The 17,418-nt window shown below is 72.8% G+C and carries 15 protein-coding genes, 1 pseudogene and 2 riboswitches; of the genes and pseudogenes, 3 read left to right on the top strand and 13 right to left on the bottom strand.

Going from position 1 to position 17,418, the window contains the following annotated elements; translation table 11 throughout:
- A pseudogene (locus tag ACIQAC_RS32890) lies at window positions 1-162 on the bottom strand (superoxide dismutase); the annotation flags it as partial.
- A gap of 196 nt (window positions 163-358) precedes the next feature.
- Between ACIQAC_RS32890 and tsaD the strand changes: the two are divergent.
- The 3 genes from tsaD (at window position 359) to ACIQAC_RS32875 (ending at window position 2,737) form a co-directional block, all read left to right on the top strand.
- Window positions 359-1,408: a tRNA (adenosine(37)-N6)-threonylcarbamoyltransferase complex transferase subunit TsaD gene (tsaD, locus tag ACIQAC_RS32885; RefSeq protein ID WP_402197571.1), complete on the top strand. Its 1,050-nt coding sequence runs from the start codon at window positions 359-361 to the stop codon at window positions 1,406-1,408.
- Window positions 1,408-1,974, top strand: coding sequence for a GNAT family N-acetyltransferase (locus ACIQAC_RS32880; protein WP_402197569.1), 567 nt, complete (start codon window positions 1,408-1,410; stop codon window positions 1,972-1,974). Before tsaD ends, ACIQAC_RS32880 begins: the two co-directional genes overlap by 1 nt.
- Before the next feature lie 172 nt (window positions 1,975-2,146).
- Entirely contained in the window at window positions 2,147-2,737 is a 591-nt protein-coding gene (locus tag ACIQAC_RS32875) for a histidine phosphatase family protein (protein ID WP_402197568.1), read from the top strand.
- A 27-nt stretch (window positions 2,738-2,764) separates the two neighbouring features.
- Here ACIQAC_RS32875 and ACIQAC_RS32870 read toward each other — a convergent pair whose 3' ends face one another.
- The 12 genes from ACIQAC_RS32870 to ACIQAC_RS32815 all read right to left on the bottom strand — a co-directional run bounded on the left by ACIQAC_RS32870 (window position 2,765) and on the right by ACIQAC_RS32815 (window position 17,306).
- Window positions 2,765-3,523, bottom strand: a complete 759-nt coding sequence (locus tag ACIQAC_RS32870; RefSeq protein ID WP_402197566.1) for a CbtA family protein — start codon at window positions 3,521-3,523, stop codon at window positions 2,765-2,767.
- 20 nt (window positions 3,524-3,543) lie between these two features.
- Window positions 3,544-3,765, bottom strand: coding sequence for a CbtB-domain containing protein (locus ACIQAC_RS32865; RefSeq protein ID WP_402197564.1), 222 nt, complete (start codon window positions 3,763-3,765; stop codon window positions 3,544-3,546).
- Window positions 3,766-3,827: 62 nt separating this feature from the next.
- A riboswitch (cobalamin riboswitch) is annotated at window positions 3,828-3,906 on the bottom strand.
- Between the two features lie 91 nt (window positions 3,907-3,997).
- Entirely contained in the window at window positions 3,998-4,843 is an 846-nt protein-coding gene (locus ACIQAC_RS32860; RefSeq protein WP_402197562.1) for an enoyl-CoA hydratase, read from the bottom strand.
- Window positions 4,840-5,736: a 3-hydroxyisobutyrate dehydrogenase gene (mmsB, locus tag ACIQAC_RS32855; protein ID WP_402197600.1), complete on the bottom strand. Its 897-nt coding sequence runs from the start codon at window positions 5,734-5,736 to the stop codon at window positions 4,840-4,842. The genes ACIQAC_RS32860 and mmsB overlap by 4 nt, the downstream gene beginning before the upstream one ends.
- Entirely contained in the window at window positions 5,730-6,839 is a 1,110-nt protein-coding gene (locus tag ACIQAC_RS32850) for an enoyl-CoA hydratase/isomerase family protein (protein WP_402197561.1), read from the bottom strand. Before ACIQAC_RS32850 ends, mmsB begins: the two co-directional genes overlap by 7 nt.
- Window positions 6,836-7,978 (bottom strand): acyl-CoA dehydrogenase family protein, encoded by a 1,143-nt coding sequence (locus tag ACIQAC_RS32845; protein ID WP_402197559.1) that lies wholly within the window; start codon window positions 7,976-7,978, stop codon window positions 6,836-6,838. The genes ACIQAC_RS32850 and ACIQAC_RS32845 overlap by 4 nt, the downstream gene beginning before the upstream one ends.
- Before the next feature lie 5 nt (window positions 7,979-7,983).
- Window positions 7,984-9,507, bottom strand: coding sequence for a CoA-acylating methylmalonate-semialdehyde dehydrogenase (locus ACIQAC_RS32840; RefSeq protein ID WP_402197557.1), 1,524 nt, complete (start codon window positions 9,505-9,507; stop codon window positions 7,984-7,986).
- Between the two features lie 220 nt (window positions 9,508-9,727).
- Window positions 9,728-9,916, bottom strand: a riboswitch (cobalamin riboswitch).
- A gap of 48 nt (window positions 9,917-9,964) precedes the next feature.
- Window positions 9,965-10,735, bottom strand: coding sequence for an ECF transporter S component (locus tag ACIQAC_RS32835; protein ID WP_402197598.1), 771 nt, complete (start codon window positions 10,733-10,735; stop codon window positions 9,965-9,967).
- Window positions 10,736-10,775: 40 nt separating this feature from the next.
- Window positions 10,776-12,482: an ABC transporter ATP-binding protein gene (locus ACIQAC_RS32830; protein ID WP_402197556.1), complete on the bottom strand. Its 1,707-nt coding sequence runs from the start codon at window positions 12,480-12,482 to the stop codon at window positions 10,776-10,778.
- On the bottom strand, window positions 12,479-13,663 hold the full coding sequence (locus ACIQAC_RS32825; RefSeq protein WP_402197554.1) for an energy-coupling factor transporter transmembrane component T: 1,185 nt from the start codon (window positions 13,661-13,663) through the stop codon (window positions 12,479-12,481). Before ACIQAC_RS32825 ends, ACIQAC_RS32830 begins: the two co-directional genes overlap by 4 nt.
- Window positions 13,660-14,634, bottom strand: a complete 975-nt coding sequence (locus ACIQAC_RS32820; RefSeq protein WP_402197553.1) for a hypothetical protein — start codon at window positions 14,632-14,634, stop codon at window positions 13,660-13,662. The genes ACIQAC_RS32825 and ACIQAC_RS32820 overlap by 4 nt, the downstream gene beginning before the upstream one ends.
- Window positions 14,631-17,306, bottom strand: coding sequence for a prenyltransferase/squalene oxidase repeat-containing protein (locus ACIQAC_RS32815; RefSeq protein WP_402197551.1), 2,676 nt, complete (start codon window positions 17,304-17,306; stop codon window positions 14,631-14,633). Before ACIQAC_RS32815 ends, ACIQAC_RS32820 begins: the two co-directional genes overlap by 4 nt.
- Window positions 17,307-17,418: the final 112 nt, after the last annotated feature.

The following is a 17,418-nucleotide window of genomic DNA, read 5'->3' as shown; positions in this document are numbered from 1 at the left end:
CTCCTTGTCCCGCGCCTCCGCGAGCTGCTCCAGGGTGTCGTTCGCACCCTTCACATAGGCCGCGTGGTGCTTGTCGTGATGCAGCTCGATGATCTGCGGATTGATGACCGGCTCAAGCGCGGCGTAGTCGTACGGAAGTTCAGGGAGCGTGTAAATCGCCATGTCCGACGTCCTCCGACGTTCTTCTTGCGAATATTATGCAAGTGCACGCTAACAGCAGGAGTCGCGCCCTGCCGATCAGGCATTGGACCTAGGACTTTCGCAGTGTCGCGACGACGACCCGGCCCCCCGCTACCCATCCTCCGCTTCTTATTGCACACTATGCGCAATAGCGTTCTCCGTGCGGAAAGGGACGGGTGTGAGTTCTCCGATCGTGCTCGGCATCGAGTCGTCGTGCGACGAGACCGGCGCGGGACTCGTCCGGGACGGACGTCTGCTGGGCCACGCGCTGGCGTCGAGCATGGACGAACACGCCCGCTACGGCGGGGTCGTCCCCGAGATCGCCTCCCGCGCGCATCTGCACGCGCTGCGGCCGGTCGTGCGCCGGGCCCTCGACGAGGCGGGCCTGCGCCTGTCCGACGTGGGCGCGGTGGCCGTGACCACGGGACCCGGACTGTCGGGCGCGCTCCAGGTGGGACTGGCCGGGGCCAAGGGCATCGCGTACGCACTCGGTGTTCCGCTGTACGGCGTCCATCACCTCGCGGGCCATGTCGCCGCCGACACCCTGGAGCACGGCCCGCTGCCCGACCCCTGCATGGTGCTGATCGTCTCCGGCGGCCACACCTCGCTCCTCCTCGTCCGTGATCTGGTCCGCGATCCGATCGTCCACCTCGGAGACACGCTGGACGACGCGGCCGGGGAGTGCTTCGACAAGGTCGCGCGGGTCTTCGGGCTGCCCTACCCGGGCGGTCCGGCCATCGACCGGGCAGCGCGCGTGGGGGATCCGCGCGCTGCCCGCTTTCCCCGCCCGCTGCCGGGCTCGTACGACTTCTCCTTCTCGGGGCTGAAGACGGCCGCCGCCCGCTGGGCGGAGCGTCACGCCGACGGTGAGCTGCCGGTGGCCGACGGGGCGGCCTCGCTCCAGGAGGCCGTGGCCGACGTCCTGACGCGCAAGGCGGTCGACGCCTGCGCGGAGCACGGTGTGGGCACGCTGGTCGTGGTCGGCGGAGTGGCCGCGAACTCGCGGGTGCGGTCGCTGGCCGAGGAGCGCTGCCGGGCCGCCGGGATCGTGCTGCGGGTGCCGCCGCCACGGCTGTGCACGGACAACGGCGCGATGATCGCCGCCGTCGGCGACCTCCTGGTGCGCGCCGGGGCCCGGCCGGCCCCGCTGGACGTGTCGGTCGACCCGTCGGCACCGCTGGAGTACGCGGCCCTGCAACCGGTGGCCGCCGGGGCGGTGGCCGCCTGATGGACGTCCGCGTCTTCAGGGACGACACCCTGCTCGCGTACAGCGCCGCCCTGCGTTCCGTCTACGTGGACGCGTTCTGCGCTCCGCCGTGGAACGCGTCCACGGCCGATGCCGACGCGTTTGTGGACCGCCTCGCGGTGAACGTACGCCGGCCCGGCTTCACCGCCGCCCTCGCCTTCACGGGCGACACGGTCGTCGGCTTCGCCACCGCCTGGACGACCCTCGCCCCCTTCCCCACCGACCGCTGCTATCCGCAGGTCGCCGCGGGACTCGGCCCCGACCGCACGGAGGAATGGCTGTGCGGGGCCCGCGAGATCGACGAACTCGCGCTGGGCGCGGAAGCCCGGGGCAAGGGGCTCGCGGGCGAGTTGCTGGAGGCGGTCACCGCGGACGCCCCCGAGGACCGCTCCTGGCTGCTCACCTCCCTCCAGTCGGAGCGGGCCATGTCCTTCTACCGGCGTCAGGGCTGGCGGCAGGCCACCCACCCCTCCCCCGGCGGCAACGGCATCGTCGTCTTCCTCGGCCCCCGCCACCCCGCCCGGCACCTGACCCCCCAGTCCCTGTAGACGCGCGGAGACGGTTGTTCGGCGTGTGCTCGACCCCCGGGACCCGGGGTGGGGCGGCGGCGGACAGTCATGACCTTCTCCCCGGCGGTCGGCGGCGGCTCACGGCGGCTCACGGCGGCTCACGGCGGAGAATGAGGGCCGTCGTCACCGCCGTACCAGGAGGAGTCACCACGTGACCAGCCGCGTCACCTTCATCACCCCCGCAATGAGTCCGTCGATGCGCCGGGCCCGGTTCGACGACGGCGACCCGATCGACGAGGGCGGGGCGGCGCGGGCGCGCGCGGCGGCCGGTTCACTGCGGCAGGGCGGCCGAGTTCTGGTGTCGCCGAGCGTGCGGTGCCGTCAGACGGCGGTGGCACTGGGTCTCGACGCGTCCGGGGAACAGGCGCCGGCCGGTGGGGACATGGGGCGGTGGCGCGGCCTGACGCTCGACGAGGTCGCCGCGGCGGAGCCGGAGGGGGTGGCGCGCTGGCTGGCCGACCCGGGGGCCGCTCCGCACGGCGGTGAGTCGGTCCGGGACGTGTGTGCACGGGTCGCGGGCTGGCTCGACGCGGCGCTGCGCGTCGACGGTCGTGTGCTGGCCGTGGTGGAACCGGACGTCGTACGGGCGGCGGTGGTGCATGTGGTGGGGGCCGCCGAGGCCGCCTTCTGGCGCCTGGACGTTCCGCCCCTGACGGCGACCGAGGTCAGCGGACGGGCCGGGCGGTGGAACCTGCGGCTAGGCACACCGCTCGGACCGTACGAGGCCGATACCGGTCACTGAGCGGACGTACGCGCCACCCGCGTCGCGTCACCGCGGGGCGGCCACCGGAGCGGCGGTGGGCGCGGGGGCCGGCTTCGGGTGCAGCAGGCGCTCGGCCAGCTCGCCGAAGAGCAGGCCGAACCCTCCCCACAGCGTGACCTGCATCGCCAGGGCGGAGATCCGGAACCGCCAGAGCAGCGCGGCCGGGAAGTCGTCCGGGACCTCGTTGATCACGGGCAGGAACGCGTAGGCCAGCCCGATGGCGACGGCGAAGCCGAGGACGGCGGCGACCGTGGCGTACCAGTTGCCCAGCCGGGGTGCGAGCCGTCTGCCCGCGATGACCGCGGCGACGGCGAGGAGCACACTCAACACCATCATCAGGAAGTACAGGGTGGTGCGCCGGGCGATGGTGTCCGGGTCGCCGACCGCGGGCGGGTTGGCGGGGTACTTCAGGAACGGCACGACGTAGACGGCGAGGAGTGCGGTTCCCGAGAGCAGGAGTGCCGTGGCGCGCGGGGTGAAGCGGCCGACACGGCCGAGGGCGAAGCAGAAGGCGAGCGCGGCGATACCACCGAAGGCGACGCCGTAGACCAGGACACCGGTGGCGAGGCCCGCGGTGGACTGGAGGCTGCGGGAGACGAGTTCGACCTCGTGCTCGTGCGCGGGGGCGTGCGCCTCCTCGAAGCCGATCGCGCTGTCGACGCTCGGCTCACCGAGGAAGTAGGCGACGACCAGGGCGAGCACACCGGCGCCGAGGCCGGCGAGCATGCCGCGGACGAGCAGGTTGCGTACGGTCGCGGAGTTCATGGGGTGCGGCGTCCCTCTGGTCAGTGGCAGGGGAAGCCGAGGAGGTGGCGGGCGTCGTGCACCCACTCGTGGACTTCCTCGCCGGACACGACGGACGTGGCGCCCTGTTCGGCGCCGACGAAGTACAGCAGGACCAGCATCAGGACGCCGAAGAAGACGGCCCACGGGGCGATGTCCCTCAGCGGCACCTTGGCCGGGACGGCGGGGCTGGTGGCTGACGGCTGGGCGATGTGCTGCGCCATGGGTAGGGCCTCCTCCGGGAGTTCGCGTCCCGTCTCGGTGGTGCTCGGGACGACGGCCACGGGTCTGACTCGCGGTGCGCCCCGCTGCCGGGGGCGCACCGCTCACAGTGGCGCGACCGTGCCGGATTCCCACCGGCTTCCTGTCGCCGTCGTCGCTACGCGGTGACGCTACTGCTTGTCGGGGTCATGGCCAATGCCGGTCGACCCCTGCGGAGCGGCTCTCACCGAACACTTACCCGTGGCGGAACGCCGGCTGCCGTTTGTCGGCGAAGGCTCCCATGCCCTCCTTCTGGTCCTCCGTCGCGAACACCGCGTGGAACAGCCGCCGTTCGAAGCGGACGCCCTCGGCGAGGGTCGTCTCGAAGGCCCGGCCGACGGCCTCCTTCGCCATCATCGCCACCGGCAGCGACATGTTTCCGACGGTCTCGGCGACGGCGAGCGCCTCGCCGAGCAGTTCGCCGGCGGGCACCACCCTGGAGACGAGTCCGGCACGTTCGGCCTCGGCCGCGTCCATGGTGCGCCCGGTCAGACACATCTCCATGGCCTTGGCCTTGCCGACCGCCCGGGTCAGCCGCTGGGAGCCGCCGATCCCGGGGATCACCCCGAGCTTGATCTCCGGCTGGCCGAAGACCGCGGTGTCGGCGGCGAGCAGGATGTCACACAGCATGGCGAGTTCGCAGCCGCCGCCGAGGGCGTATCCGGAGACGGCGGCGACGGTCGGTGTGCGCAGCTGCCCGAGCCGGTCCCAGGCGGCGAACCAGTCGCTCAGATACATGTCCATGTACCCCCGCGGCCGCATCTCCTTGATGTCGGCGCCGGCGGCGAACGCCTTCGCCGAGCCGGTGAGCACGATGCAGCCGACGTCGGGGTCCCGGTCCAGGGCCTCGGTGGCGGCGACGACCTCGTTCATCACCTGGAGGTTGAGGGCGTTGAGGGCGCGTGGCCGGTTGAGGGTGACGAGCGCGGTGCGGCCCTTGCGTTCGACGAGGATCGTTTCGTAAGCGCCCAAGGGCTCGGCGGCCTTGATGGATTCGGTGGGTTCGGTGGGTTCGGTGGGTTCGGTGGGTTCGGTGGTCATGCCGGCTCTCCGCTCTGGTCCCTCACTGCGCGTACGATCCCGGAGAAGTCCTCCGTGTCGCCGACCCGTTCGGCATGGGCCGCGTACAACTCGGCCGCGCGCAGACCGAGTTCGGCGTGAACGCCGCCCGCGCGGACGGCGTTGGCGGCGAGCCCCAGGTCCTTGGCCATGAGGGAGGCGGCGAAGCCGGGCCGGTAGTCGCGGTTGGCGGGGCTGGTCGGCACCGGGCCGGGTACGGGGCAGTTGACGCTGAGCGCCCAGCACTGTCCCGATGCCGTGGAGGCCACGTCGTAGAGCGCCTGGTGGGAGAGGCCGAGGCTCTCGGCGAGCACAAAGGCCTCACTGACGGCGATCATCGAGACGCCGAGAATCATGTTGTTGCAGATCTTGGCGGCCTGTCCGGCGCCCGCGCCGCCGCAGTGGACGGCCTTCTTGCCCATGGCGTCCAGCAGGGGACGCGCCTCGGCGAACTCGTCCTCGCCGCCGCCCGCCATGAAGGTCAGTGTGGCGGCCTCCGCGCCGACGACTCCGCCGGACACGGGTGCGTCCAGGGCGCGCATACCCGCCGCCTCGGCCCGTGTGTGGGCGGTGCGGGCGTCGGTGACGTCGATGGTGGAGCAGTCGACGAAGAGGGTGCCGGGGCGAGCGGCGGGGAGGACGTCGTCGTAGAGACCGAGGACGTGGCGCCCTGCGGGCAGCATGGAAACGACCAGGTCCGCCTCGTTGACGGCGGATACGGCGGTCGCCGCGGGCTCGACCCCGGCAGCGACGGCGCTGCCCAGTGCGGCGGGGACGAGGTCGTGGCCGAGGACCCGGTGGCCGGCCTTGACGAGGTTGGCGGCCATGGGGCCGCCCATGTGTCCGAGTCCGATGAACGCGACGGTGCTCACCAGGCCACCTCCGTGGTGGTGTGGGGCCCGGCAAGCCGGAGTTCGCGCGCACCGAGGGGCTGGAAGAAGCGCGCTACGTCGGCGTCCGTGACCTCGGCGAAGGTGGCCGGCGACCAGTGCGGGTCACGGTCCTTGTCGATGACCTGGGCGCGGATGCCCTCCACAAGGTCGGGCATGGCGAGGGCCGCGCAGGAGACGCGGTACTCCTGCTCCAGCACCTGCTCCAGCGAGGCGAGCCGACGGGCGCGGCGCAGGGACGCCAGGGTGACCTTCAGCGCGGTGGGTGACTTGGCGAGCAGGGTCTCCGCGGCCTCCTTGGCGGCGGGGTCGCCGTGTGCCAGGAGGCTCTGGACGATCTCCTCGACGGTGTTGGCCTCGTAGCAGCTGTCGATCCACTCCCGGTGCCCCGTCAACTCCCCCACCGGGGGCGGCTGTACGTGCGTGGCGAGCGCCTCGCGCACGGGCAGGCCGGCGAGGTCGGCGACGAAGGCGGGCAGCGCGGCGGACGGCATCGTGTGGTCGGCGAGTCCGCACAGGAGGGCGTCGCCCGCGCCGATCTGCGCGCCGGTCAGGGCGAGATGGGTGCCCAGTTCGCCGGGTGCGAGCGCCAGCAGGTAGGTGCCGCCGACGTCGGGCACAAAGCCGATGCCGGTCTCGGGCATGGCGATCCTGGACCGCTCGGTGACGATACGGACGCTGCCGTGCGCGGAGACTCCGACGCCACCGCCCATGACGATGCCGTCCATGACGGCGACGTAGGGCTTGGGGTAGCGGGCGATACGGGCGTTGAGGTGGTACTCGTCGCGCCAGAACGCGGCGGAGGCCGTGCCGCCGCCGGAGCGGGCATCCGCGTGGATGGCACGGATGTCGCCGCCCGCGCACAGGCCCCGGTCCCCCGCGCCACTGATGACGACGGTCCGTACGGCCGGGTCGTGCTCCCAGGCGGTGAGCGCCGCGTCGATACGCCGGACCATGGCGTGGGTGAGGGCGTTGAGGGCCCTCGGCCGGTTGAGGGTGATGTGGGCGGCCCGTCCCTCGGTGTGCAGCAGGACGGATTCCGTGGCGTCGCTCGCGCCGGTTGCCCCGACCTCGTCGGTGCCGGTCATGCGAACGCCTCCGTCATACCGCGGGCCACGATGACACGCATGATCTCGTTGGTTCCTTCCAGGATCCGGTGGACCCGCAGGTCACGGACGATCTTCTCGATACCGTACTCGTGGAGGTAGCCGTAGCCGCCGTGCAGCTGGAGCGCCCGGTCCGCGACGGAGTAGCCCGTGTCGGTGGCGAACCGCTTGGCCATGGCGCACAGGTACGGCGCCCGGGCGTCGCCCCGGTCGAGGGCGGCGGCGGCCTGCTGGACCAGGGCTCGGGCTGCGGCGAGTTCGGTCGCCATGTCGGCGAGCCGGAAGCGCAGCGCGTCGGCGTCCAGGAGGCGGCGGCCGAAGGCCTCCCGGTCGGCGAGGTGGGCGAGGCTGCGGTCGAGGGCGCTGCGGGCGCCGCCGAGTGAGCAGGCGGCGATCCCGAGGCGGCCGCCGTTGAGACCGTTCATGGCGATGCGGAAGCCCTCGCCCTCGCGGCCGAGGAGCCGGTCGCCGGGGATGCGGACCTCGTCGAGGATGACCTGGCGGGTGGGCTGGGCGTTCCAGCCCATCTTGTGTTCGTTGGCGCCGAAGGACAGTCCGGGGTCGTCACCTTCGACGAGGAACGCGGACACCCCGCCGGCCCCGGTACCGCCGGTGCGGGCCATGACGACGTACAGCCGGGCGGCGCCCGCGCCGGAGATGAACTGCTTGACTCCGGTGAGGATCCAGTGGTCGCCGTCGCGGACCGCGCGGGTGGTGAGGGCGGCGGCGTCGGAGCCGCTGCCGGGTTCGGTCAGGCAGTACGCGGCGAGGTCGTCCATCGCGCACAGACGGGGCAGCCGGCGTTCACGCTGGGCGGGGTCGCCGTAGTGGTCGACCATCCAGGCGACCATGTTGTGGATGGAGAGGTAGCCGGCGATGGAGGGGCAGCCGGAGGCGAGGGTCTCGAAGACGAGGACGCCGTCGGTCCGGGTGAGGCCGGAGCCGCCGGACTCCTCGCGGACGTAGACACCGCCGAGGCCGATTCCGGCGGCCTTGCGCAGGACGTCGACCGGGAAGTGCTTGTCGCGGTCCCAGTCGAGGGCGTGCGGGGCGAGGTGGTCCTGGGCGAAGTCGAGGGTCGTCTCGACGAGGGCCTGCTGGTCCTCGGTGAGCAGGGTCATCGCGCTCACCCCATCGTCGGGATCGTGAAGCTCGCGCCTTCCCTGAGGCCGGCGGGCCAGCGCGAGGTGACGGTCTTCGTACGGGTGTAGAAGCGGATGGCGTCCGGGCCGTGCTGGTTGAGGTCGCCGAAGCCGGAGCGCTTCCAGCCGCCGAAGGTGTGGTAGGCGACGGGTACCGGGATGGGCACGTTGACGCCGATCATTCCGGTGTTGACCCGGCGGGTGAAGTCGCGGGCGGTGTCGCCGTCGCGGGTGAAGATCGCCACGCCGTTGCCGTAGGCGTGCTCGCTGGGCAGGCGCAGGGCCTCCTCGTAGTCGGTGGCGCGGACCACGGAGAGGACCGGGCCGAAGATCTCCTCCTGGTAGATGCGCATGGCGGGGGTGACGCGGTCGAAGAGGGAGGCTCCGGCGAAGAAGCCGTTCTCGTGGCCGGGGAGGCTGAAGTCGCGCCCGTCGACGACGAGTTCGGCGCCCTCCTCGACACCGAGGTCGACGTAGGAGCGGACCCGGTCGAGGGCGTCGGGGCCGACCAGCGGGCCGAAGTCCGCCTCGGGGTCGTCGCTGCGGCCGATGCGGAGCCCGGCGATGCGCTCCTTGAGGCGGGCGACCAGTGCGTCGGCGGTCTGTTCGCCGACGGGCACGGCGACCGAGATGGCCATGCAGCGTTCGCCCGCCGAGCCGTAACCGGCGCCGATCAGGGCGTCCACGGCCTGGTCGAGGTCGGCGTCCGGCATCACGATCATGTGGTTCTTGGCGCCGCCGAAGCACTGGGCGCGTTTGCCGTGGGCGGCGGCGGTGGCGTAGATGTGCGCGGCGACGGGGGTCGAGCCGACGAAGCCGAGGGCGGCGACGCGGGGGTCTTCGAGGAGGGTGGTGACGGCTTCGCGGTCGCCGTTGACGACGTTGAGGACACCTGGCGGCAGGCCCGCCTCCAGGAAGAGTTCGGCGAGCCGCAGCGGTACGGAGGGGTCGCGCTCGGAGGGCTTGAGAAGGAAGGCGTTGCCGCAGGCCAGGGCGGGGGCGGCCTTCCAGAGGGGGATCATGGCGGGGAAGTTGAACGGGGTGATGCCCGCGACGACGCCCAGGGGCGCGCGCAGCGAGTGGACGTCGATGCCGGTGCCGGCGTTGTCGGTGAACTCGCCCTTGAGCAGATGCGGGATCCCGGCGGCGAACTCCACCACCTCCAGGCCGCGTTGGAGGTCGCCGTGCGCGTCGGCGACGGTCTTGCCGTGCTCGGCGGAGAGCAGCCGGGCCAGGGAGTCCTTCTCCTGCTCGGCCAGTTGGAGGAAGCGCAGCAGGACTCGGGCCCGGCGCTGCGGATTCCACTCGCCCCACTCGTGCTGGGCCTGCGCGGCGTCGGCGATCGCCGCCTCGGTCTCGGCGCGGCTGGCGAGGGGCACGCAGGCCTGTACCTCGCCGGTGTTGGGGTCGTACACGTCGGCGTAGGACCCCGAGGTTCCCGGGGTGTGCTTGCCGCCGATGAAGTGCGTCAACTCGCGCGCGGAGGCGCGGTCTTGTGCGCGGATCATGTATGGCCTGCTCTCGTCAGGTGATCCGGGACGGCGCGCGGGACCGCCGCGTCCGGACGCGGTGGCGTACGGGTGCGGGGGCGGCGCGAGATCGCGTATGGCGAGGGGACCGTCAGGCTGTGACGGCCGGACGCGGGTGGGGCCGTGGAGCCCGCCCGCCAAGTCCGCCGGGGTCGTGGGTGCACACCGGTGCCATGCGTGTCAGCTCCATCCTCGTGGACAACACGGAACATCCCGCGGCCGGTATCCTGACTCCCGGATCAGCGCGCGCCGTCCGCCTTCCCGACTTCGTGCTCGTCAGTGGCGTCCTGCTCGACGGCGTACTCCCCGGTCACAGTGGCGGGACCGCGCCGGAATCACACCGGCTTCCCTGCACCGCGGGCCTTCTGCCGCGACTATATAGTTGGACGTCCTAGTAAATCCACCCCGGGCGAGCCCGGTGCCGTGTTGTGCCGGGTCAGGGCTTTTCCGGCGCGGCCGTCCGTGGCTCGGCGAACCGCACCGGGGCGCGGAAGCGGGCGCGGCGCGCGGCCCGTCGGAAGGTGGTCAGCACCGCGGGACCGGCGAGCAGTACACAGACGAAGTTGGTGACCGCCCGGCCGGTGTCCCAGCCGAGGGACGTGGCGATGTCGAAGGCGATGTAGCGCTGCCACTGCTCGGTGAACGGCAGTCCCGGCAGATAGGCGATGGAGCTGTTCGGGTCCAGGGAGAACGGCCAGAAGGACAGGTTGAGCAGAAAGCCGAACAGATACCCGGAGAGGGATCCGTACACCGCCAGCATCAGCACCTCACGGCGGCCGGTGGCCCGGGGCAGGAAGCCGGCGAGCATCCCGACGAAGGCACAGCCGAACATCTGGTACGGCATCCAGGGCCCGACTCCGCCCGTGATGAGCGCGGAGGCGAACAGCGAGGTGCAGCCGAGCACGAACCCGAAGCCTGGGCCGTAGACCCGGCCGGCGAGGACGAGGACGAAGAACACGGTCTCGATGCCGGCGGTTCCGGCACCCAGGGGGCGCAGGGCCGCGTTGACGGCGGAGAGCACACCGAGCATCGCGAGCGCCTTGGAGTCGATGCCGCCCTCGGCGATCTCCGAGAGCACCACGCACAGCACCAGGAGCAGGAGAACCCCGAAGATCAGCGGGGGCGCGTAGTTGGAGCCGAGCTTCCCCGGGGCCACGACGAAGGGCCAGAAGAAGGCCACAAGCCCGAGGAATGCGGCCAGGGTCATGACGATCCCCACGCGCGGGCCGAGCCGGATCGCCGCCGCTTCACGTCTGGTCACGGTCACCCTCCTTCCGGTCCTCGGCCGCGAGTGCCGTTTCGACCTGGCCGACCGTCAGGTAGGGCAGCGGGGCCAGGATCTTCGCGGTCTGCGGGGCGAAGACCGGTGAGGAGACGATGACCTCCGTGGTCGGGCCGTCGGCGACGATGTCGCCCTCGGCCATCACCACGACCCGGTCGGCCGCGCGGGCGGCGAACTCGACGTCGTGGGTGGAGATGACGACCGCCCGGCCCTCGGCCGCCAACGCGTCCACCACACCGATGAGTTCGGTCTTCGCGCGGTAGTCCAGTCCGCGGGTCGGTTCGTCGAGCAGCACGATCCGGGGCGCGGCGGAGACCTGGATGGCGAGGACCAGGGCGAGTTTCTGCCCCTCGGAGAGGTCGCGCGGGTGGGTGGCGTCGTCGATGCCGGGCGCGAGCCGGTCAAGGACGTCCCGTGCGGTCACGGCGGACCCCGACTCGGTGTCCGCCTGGTCGAGTTCCGCCTTGACGCTCTCCAGGTAGAGCAGGTCCGCGGGGGTCTGGGGAACCAGTCCGACGAGCCGGCGGGCCTGTGCGGCGGGCACGGCGTGCGGATCGGTGCCCCCTCCGGAACCGGTCGCCTTCGCACTCCCGCGCACGGAGTCGCCCACCTTCGCACCCGCGGAGTCGCTCACCTTGACGGTCCCCGCGCGGCGCGGACCCGAGCCCTGGATGGCCCACAGCAGCGACGACTTCCCGGAGCCGTTGCGGCCCATCAACGCCGTCACCTCACCGGTGTGCAGATCGAGGTCCACCTCCCGCACGGCGGGCACCCCGCGGTAGGCGACCGTGACGCCGCGCGCGGTCAGCAGCCTGTGCCGGTCCCCCGCTTCGGTTCGCCGCACCGGCGCCGGTGCCCGCTCCGCCAGCCGGGCGCGAAGGGGTGCGGCGGCGCGCCGGGCGTCGCGGATGGACAGCGGCAGCGGGGACCAGCCCGCCGCGCGCCCCAGCTCCACGATCGGCGGGGCGATCGACGCCGTACGGAGGATGTCGGCAGGTGGGCCGATCAGGGCACGGCCGTCGCCGGGGAGGTGGATGACACGGTCGGCGTACTGGACGACGCGTTCGAGGCGGTGTTCCGCCATGAGGACGGTGACGCCCAGGTCGTGCACAAGGCGGGTGACCGCGGCCAGGACCTCCTCGGCCGCTGTGGGGTCCAGTGCCGAGGTCGGTTCGTCGAGGACGAGGACCCGGGGATGGGCGGTGAGGACGGATCCGATGGCGACCCGTTGCTGCTGGCCGCCGGAGAGTTCGTACAGCGCGCGATGGCGCAGGTCGGCGAGGCCGAGGAGGTCGAGGGTCTCCTCGACGCGTTTGCGCATGGTGGCCGGAGGGATCGCCAACTGCTCCATGGCGTAGGCGAGTTCCTCCTCGACGGTGTCGGTGACGAACCCGTCGATCGGGTCCTGGCCGACCACGCCGACGACATCGGCGAGTTCGCGGGGCGGATGGTGGGCGGTGTCGCGGCCGTCGACGACGACCCGGCCGTAGAGGGTGCCTCCGGTGAAGTGCGGCACGAGTCCGTTGACGGCGCCGAGGAGGGTGGACTTGCCGACGCCGGTGTGGCCCACGACGAGGCAGAGTTCACCCTCCTCCACCGTGAGGTCGAGATCGCGCAGGGCGGGTTCGGGCGCGGTGTCGTACTCGATGGTGACCTGGTCGAAGGTGATCACGGGGTGGCGGCTCTCTTGGCGGGGCCCGGCGGCGGGCCGACCTGGGGTGGCGGGGCGAGGAACCCGGCGGCTCCGGCCAGCAGGATCGCGGCGGTCGGCACCAGGGGCAGGTCGGGCCAGGTCAGTGGGTAGAAGGTGGGGTTGAGCTGGGCGGGGTCGTAGCCGAGGTTGGTGAAGAGCAGTACGGCGGCGACGACGCCGCTGCCGGCCACCGCCCACTCCGGCAGGCGACAGGGGTCGGGGCGGTAGTTGGTGCGGGTGACGCGACGGCCGCCCAGGCGCAGCCCGCCCACGCACAGCGCGGCCCCGAGGAGCATGGCGGGCAGGCCGAAGAAGGCGGGTGCGGTCGCGTCGAGCAGGCCGTACGCCCCGGCGCACAGTCCGCACATGCCGAGCAGCATCAGGGCACCCGTGATGCGGCGGGAGGCGCGGGTGGCGGTGCCGGCCCTGCCGTAGCCGCGGGAGTCCATGGCGGCGGCCAGTCGCAGGGATCGTTCGAGGGCGTCCTCCAGGACGGGGACGGCGATGCCGCGCAGTGCCTTGAAGCCCTTGGTGCGGCCGGCGCGCAACTTCCGTGCGCGGGCGACGCGTTGCACACTCTGCACGAGTTGTGGTGCCACGCTGATGGCGACGGTGACGGCGACGCCGAGCTCGTAGAGGGCGCCGGGCAGGACCCGCAGGGCGCGTTTGGGGTTGGCGAGGGTGTTGGCGGCGCCGATGCAGCACAGCATGCAGGCCAGCCGCAGCCCGTCGGTGGCCGCCGACAGGACGGCCTCCAGGGAGACGGGGCCGCCGATCCGGATTCCCGCGTACCAGTCCGGGGTGGGGATGTGCGGCAGGGCGAACAGGAAGTGGTCGTGAGGGGTGATGCCGGTGGCGAAGACGGCCCGGAAGACGACACGGATCGCCACGACGGTGAGCGCGAGGTACAGGTAGTACTTGAAGCCGCGTGCCCAGGGCGCCTCCGTGCGGCGGGCCGTGACGACGTAGCCGAGGACGACCAGGACGAGGAAAAGCAGCAGGGGGTTGTTGGTGCGGCTGACGGCGGTGGCGAGCGCGAGCGCCCACACCCACCAGGCGAGCGGATGGAGGGTGCGGGGCAGACGCCGGCCGCCCCGGTCCGGAGCGGGTCCGGACGGCACGGCGGGCGCCTCGGCCGCCGTACGGGCCACCCGGGTCACTCGATACGGCGGCGACGGCGGGCCACGAAGGCCGCCGTACCGCCGATGAGGACGACCAGCGCGGCACCGGCCACCACGGGTGCGACCGAGCCCGTGTCGTGCGGGGCGTCGGCGGCCGGCGCGGCGTCGACGACCTCGGCGCTGCCGGGCGAGGGCGTGGCGGCGGCCGACTGAGGCGCGGAGGTGCTGGGGCTCGCCTCCGGGCTGTCCCTCGGTTTGGGCTTCTTGGACGGGGACCTCTTCGGCTCGTCCGGCTCTGTCGTCGTGTGCCCGGGTGCCTTGGTCTCCGGCCGGTCGGGGCGTGGTCCGGTGTCGACGTCCGGGGGAAGGGGCGGTGCCTTCTGTTCGGAGGGCGGCTTCGCCGCGTCGCCCGTCGGGTTGGCGTTGCGGGCGCGGAGCTGGTCGGGGCGGACGGTGGGCCGGCCCTCCGTGCCCTCGACGTTGGTGCCGCCGAAGATCCAGAGGTCGACGCTGCCGGGCTTCGGCTTGTAGAGCATCGCGCCCAACTGGCTGTACTCCCAGTCGTTCTTGCCCGGGTCGGCGTGCCAGTACGACCAGTAGGCCGACGCCGGTGGGGTCAGGACGCAGTCGTCCTCGGCGGCGGTCGGGAACTGTCTGCCGTTCTTGAAGCCGCTGTAGCCGATGCGGCAGATGAACGCGGGGCCGTCGTGTCCGGTGCCGGTGGTGCGCCAGCCACCCTGGTTCAGCAGCTCGTAGCCCGTGGTGGGGGTGGTGCCGCAGGACCGCAGGATCGGGCCGCCCCAGTCGCTGAAGTCGACGGCGAGCACGGCGCCTGAGCTGGTGGTGCACCGGCCCATCGGCTGCGGTGCGGCGGCTGCCGGGGGCGCGGTCGCCACGAGGGCGGTGACGGTCAGACCGAGCGCGGCGACGGATCCGGCGAGGCGTGGACGGAGGCGTGGGTGCCGTCCTCGCGGTGAGACGAGCCTTCTTGGCGGGCGGGTCCGGTTCATCGTCGGCTCCCCGTGGCCACGCGGCGCCTGGCCACGACCGTGACGCGCCGGCCGGCCCACACGAACAGGGCTGCGATCGCCGCGAGGGCGCCGATCTGTACGCCGGTGGAGGCCAGGGCGCCGCCCCCGCCCCCGTCGGTCGCGAGTCCGCCGGTGTCTCCGTCGCCCGGGGTGACGATCGCCGGGGTGCTGCCGTTCGGGCTCGGTGTCGGCTGCGGGGACGTGCCGCTCAGGTCGCGTTCCAGTGCGCCGAAGGAGATGCCGGTGGCGCCGCTCACCGCCTGGGTGGAGGCGCGCAGGTCGGAGCCGCGCTGGCCCTCCTTGGCGACGTTGAAGCCGCCGTCGGGGTTCTGCTGGCCGGCGAGGAACTTACGGGCGGCCGCGATCTGGTCGGCGTAGGTGGCCGCGTCCAGCGACATGCCCTGCACGGCGAGCGCGGCGGAGTTCACCGAGTTGCCGGCCGCGCCCGGGAAGCCGCCGTCCGGCAGCTGCTTGGAGGCGATCCAGGCCAGCGCCTTGTCGACGGCCTGCTCGGCGTCGTCCCCGCCGGCCAGGTCCATGGCCATGGCGGCGATGGCGGTGGAGTCGACGTCGGAGTCGTTGGTGGACGGGATCAGGCTGGGCCAGGCTCCGCCGGTGTGCTGGAGGCTTGCCAGGTAGGCGATCGGTTCCGCGGCCGCCGTCTCCTCACCCGCCCGTACCTGCGCCATCACGGCGAGGGACTGGGAGAAGACGGAAGGGGCGTAGGTGTAGGCGCCCTTGGCCGCGCAGGAGCGGTCGGGTGCGGTGCTCGGTGCCGTGCAGACCGCCTTGGCGAGGGCGGCGATCAGGTCCTCGCCGCCGAAGTCGCGGGGGTCGCGGCCGACGGCCTCGGCAAGCAGCGCGGTCTTGCCCAGGGAGCCACCGAGCACGTACGCGGAGCCGATGCCCGTCCAGTCCTGCACGGTACGGCCCTCGCCGTCCTTGCCGCCGTGGTCGAGGAAGTCGACGATGCCGCGCAGTGTGGCGTTGTCGAGGCCGGTGGCCGCGAGGGCGTAGGCGCCGTCGACGGTGAGGCCGAAGTCGGCGCGTGCGGTGCCGGGTCCGGCGGTGTAGTACTGGCCCTGCTGGAGGTTGTCGCCGTCGGTGAGGTAGGCGACGCCCTTCTTGAGGTCGGGGCCTTCGCCCGGGGGCGGGGTGCCCGGATCGGTGGTCGGGGGGTCGGTCGTCGGTGGGTCGGTGGTGGGCGGGTCGGTGGGCTCGGCCGCCTTGGCTCTCAGCGTGACCAGGCTGGTGCCCGCGCCCGCGAGGACCGCCGCCGGGGTCGAGTAGAGCGCCGGATCGGTGGCGCCCTCCTCGAACCCGAAGCCGCCGCCGTCGAGTTGCTGCCGGGACAGCCAGCCGACGGCCGCGTCCGCGCGCCCGGTGTCGCCGAGGGCCCGCAGTGCCTGGGCGGCGTACGCGGTGGCGTACACACCGCCGGTCGTCGCGCCGGTGTATCCGGGGAATGCGCCGTCCGCGCGCTGGGCGCCGGTCAGATACGAACGGGCCTTGGTGACCGCCTCGTCGTGGCCGCCCGCCGCGTCGAGCACCAGGGCGACGAGGCCGGTCGTCGCCGGGTCCCCGTCGCAGAACTCGCCCTCGCGGATGAGGATGCTGGTGATACCGCCGTCCCGGCACTGCACCTGGGTGAGCCGGTCGACGGCGTCGGCCGGAGGTGTGCGCCCGGCCCGGAGCAGGGCGAGCACGGACAGGGCCTGACCGTCGGTGTAACCGGCGTTGCGGAAGTCGCCCTTGGCGGTGCAGCCGGGTGTCGGCTCACCGGACTCGGGTCCGGCCGCGCACACGTTCCTCGCGAGATCCCCGACGAGATCGTGGCCACCGACGGGGCCCGGATCGGCCTCGGTGATCTCGGCGAGAAGGGCCAGACGGGCGGCGGCGGAGGCGTCGGGCGCCTGGTCGGGGCCGTTCGGGTACGCGTAGTCCCCCGCGTGGGCGGTCAGGTAGCCGGCGATCCTGTCGAGGGCCGCGCCCTTGCCGTCCGCCGCGGCGACGGCGTACGCGACCTCGGACGTGAGCAGGTGGTTGGTGCTCTCGCCGCCGTCGTCGACGATGCGTTCGCCGTCGGTCAGGCGGCTCTTGAGCCAGGCCGCGGCGGCGGGTACGTCGATGTCACCGGGCGCGCCGGTGGGCCCGCCCGTCGGGTCGGGGCTGCTGCCGCCGCCCGCGCGGACGTCGTCGGGGCTGAACTCCGGTCTGCCGGTGCTGCCGCCGACGTCCGTACCGCCGTAGACCCAGGCGTCGACGTCGCCGTCCTTGGGTCTGCGGTCCATCGCGCCGTACTGGCTGTAGGTCCAGTCGTCCTGGCCGGGCGAGGCGATCCAGTACGACCAGTAGGCGGTGGCGGGCGGGGTGAGGACGCAGGCCTCCTTGTCCGGGGTCGGGTACTGCGTGCCGGAGCCGACCTCGCCGTGGCCGATGCGGCAGACGAAGGCGGGGCCGTCGTGCTCGGTGCCCGCGGTGGTGAACCCGCCTTCGTGGAGCAGTTCGTAGCCGGTGGTCGGGGTGGTGTCGCAGCCGCGCCGGACGGGTCCGCCGAACGGGCCGAAGTCGACGGCGACGATCGCGCCCTCGGTGGCGGTGCAGTCGGCGATCGGGTCGGCGGCGGCCGAGGTCGTCGTGAACAATGTCACGCAGGCGGCTACCAGGAGGAGCAGCGCCGACGCCAGTCCCGCGAGTGGCCCGGGTCCGCCACCCGTACGTCCGCCTCTTCGCTCCACGGTCCCCACCGCTGCCCCCTTCGCC

Source organism: Streptomyces sp. NPDC088387, assembly GCF_044753385.1.
Lineage (GTDB): Bacteria > Actinomycetota > Actinomycetes > Streptomycetales > Streptomycetaceae > Streptomyces.
This window is presented reverse-complemented; position numbering and strand designations above follow the sequence as displayed.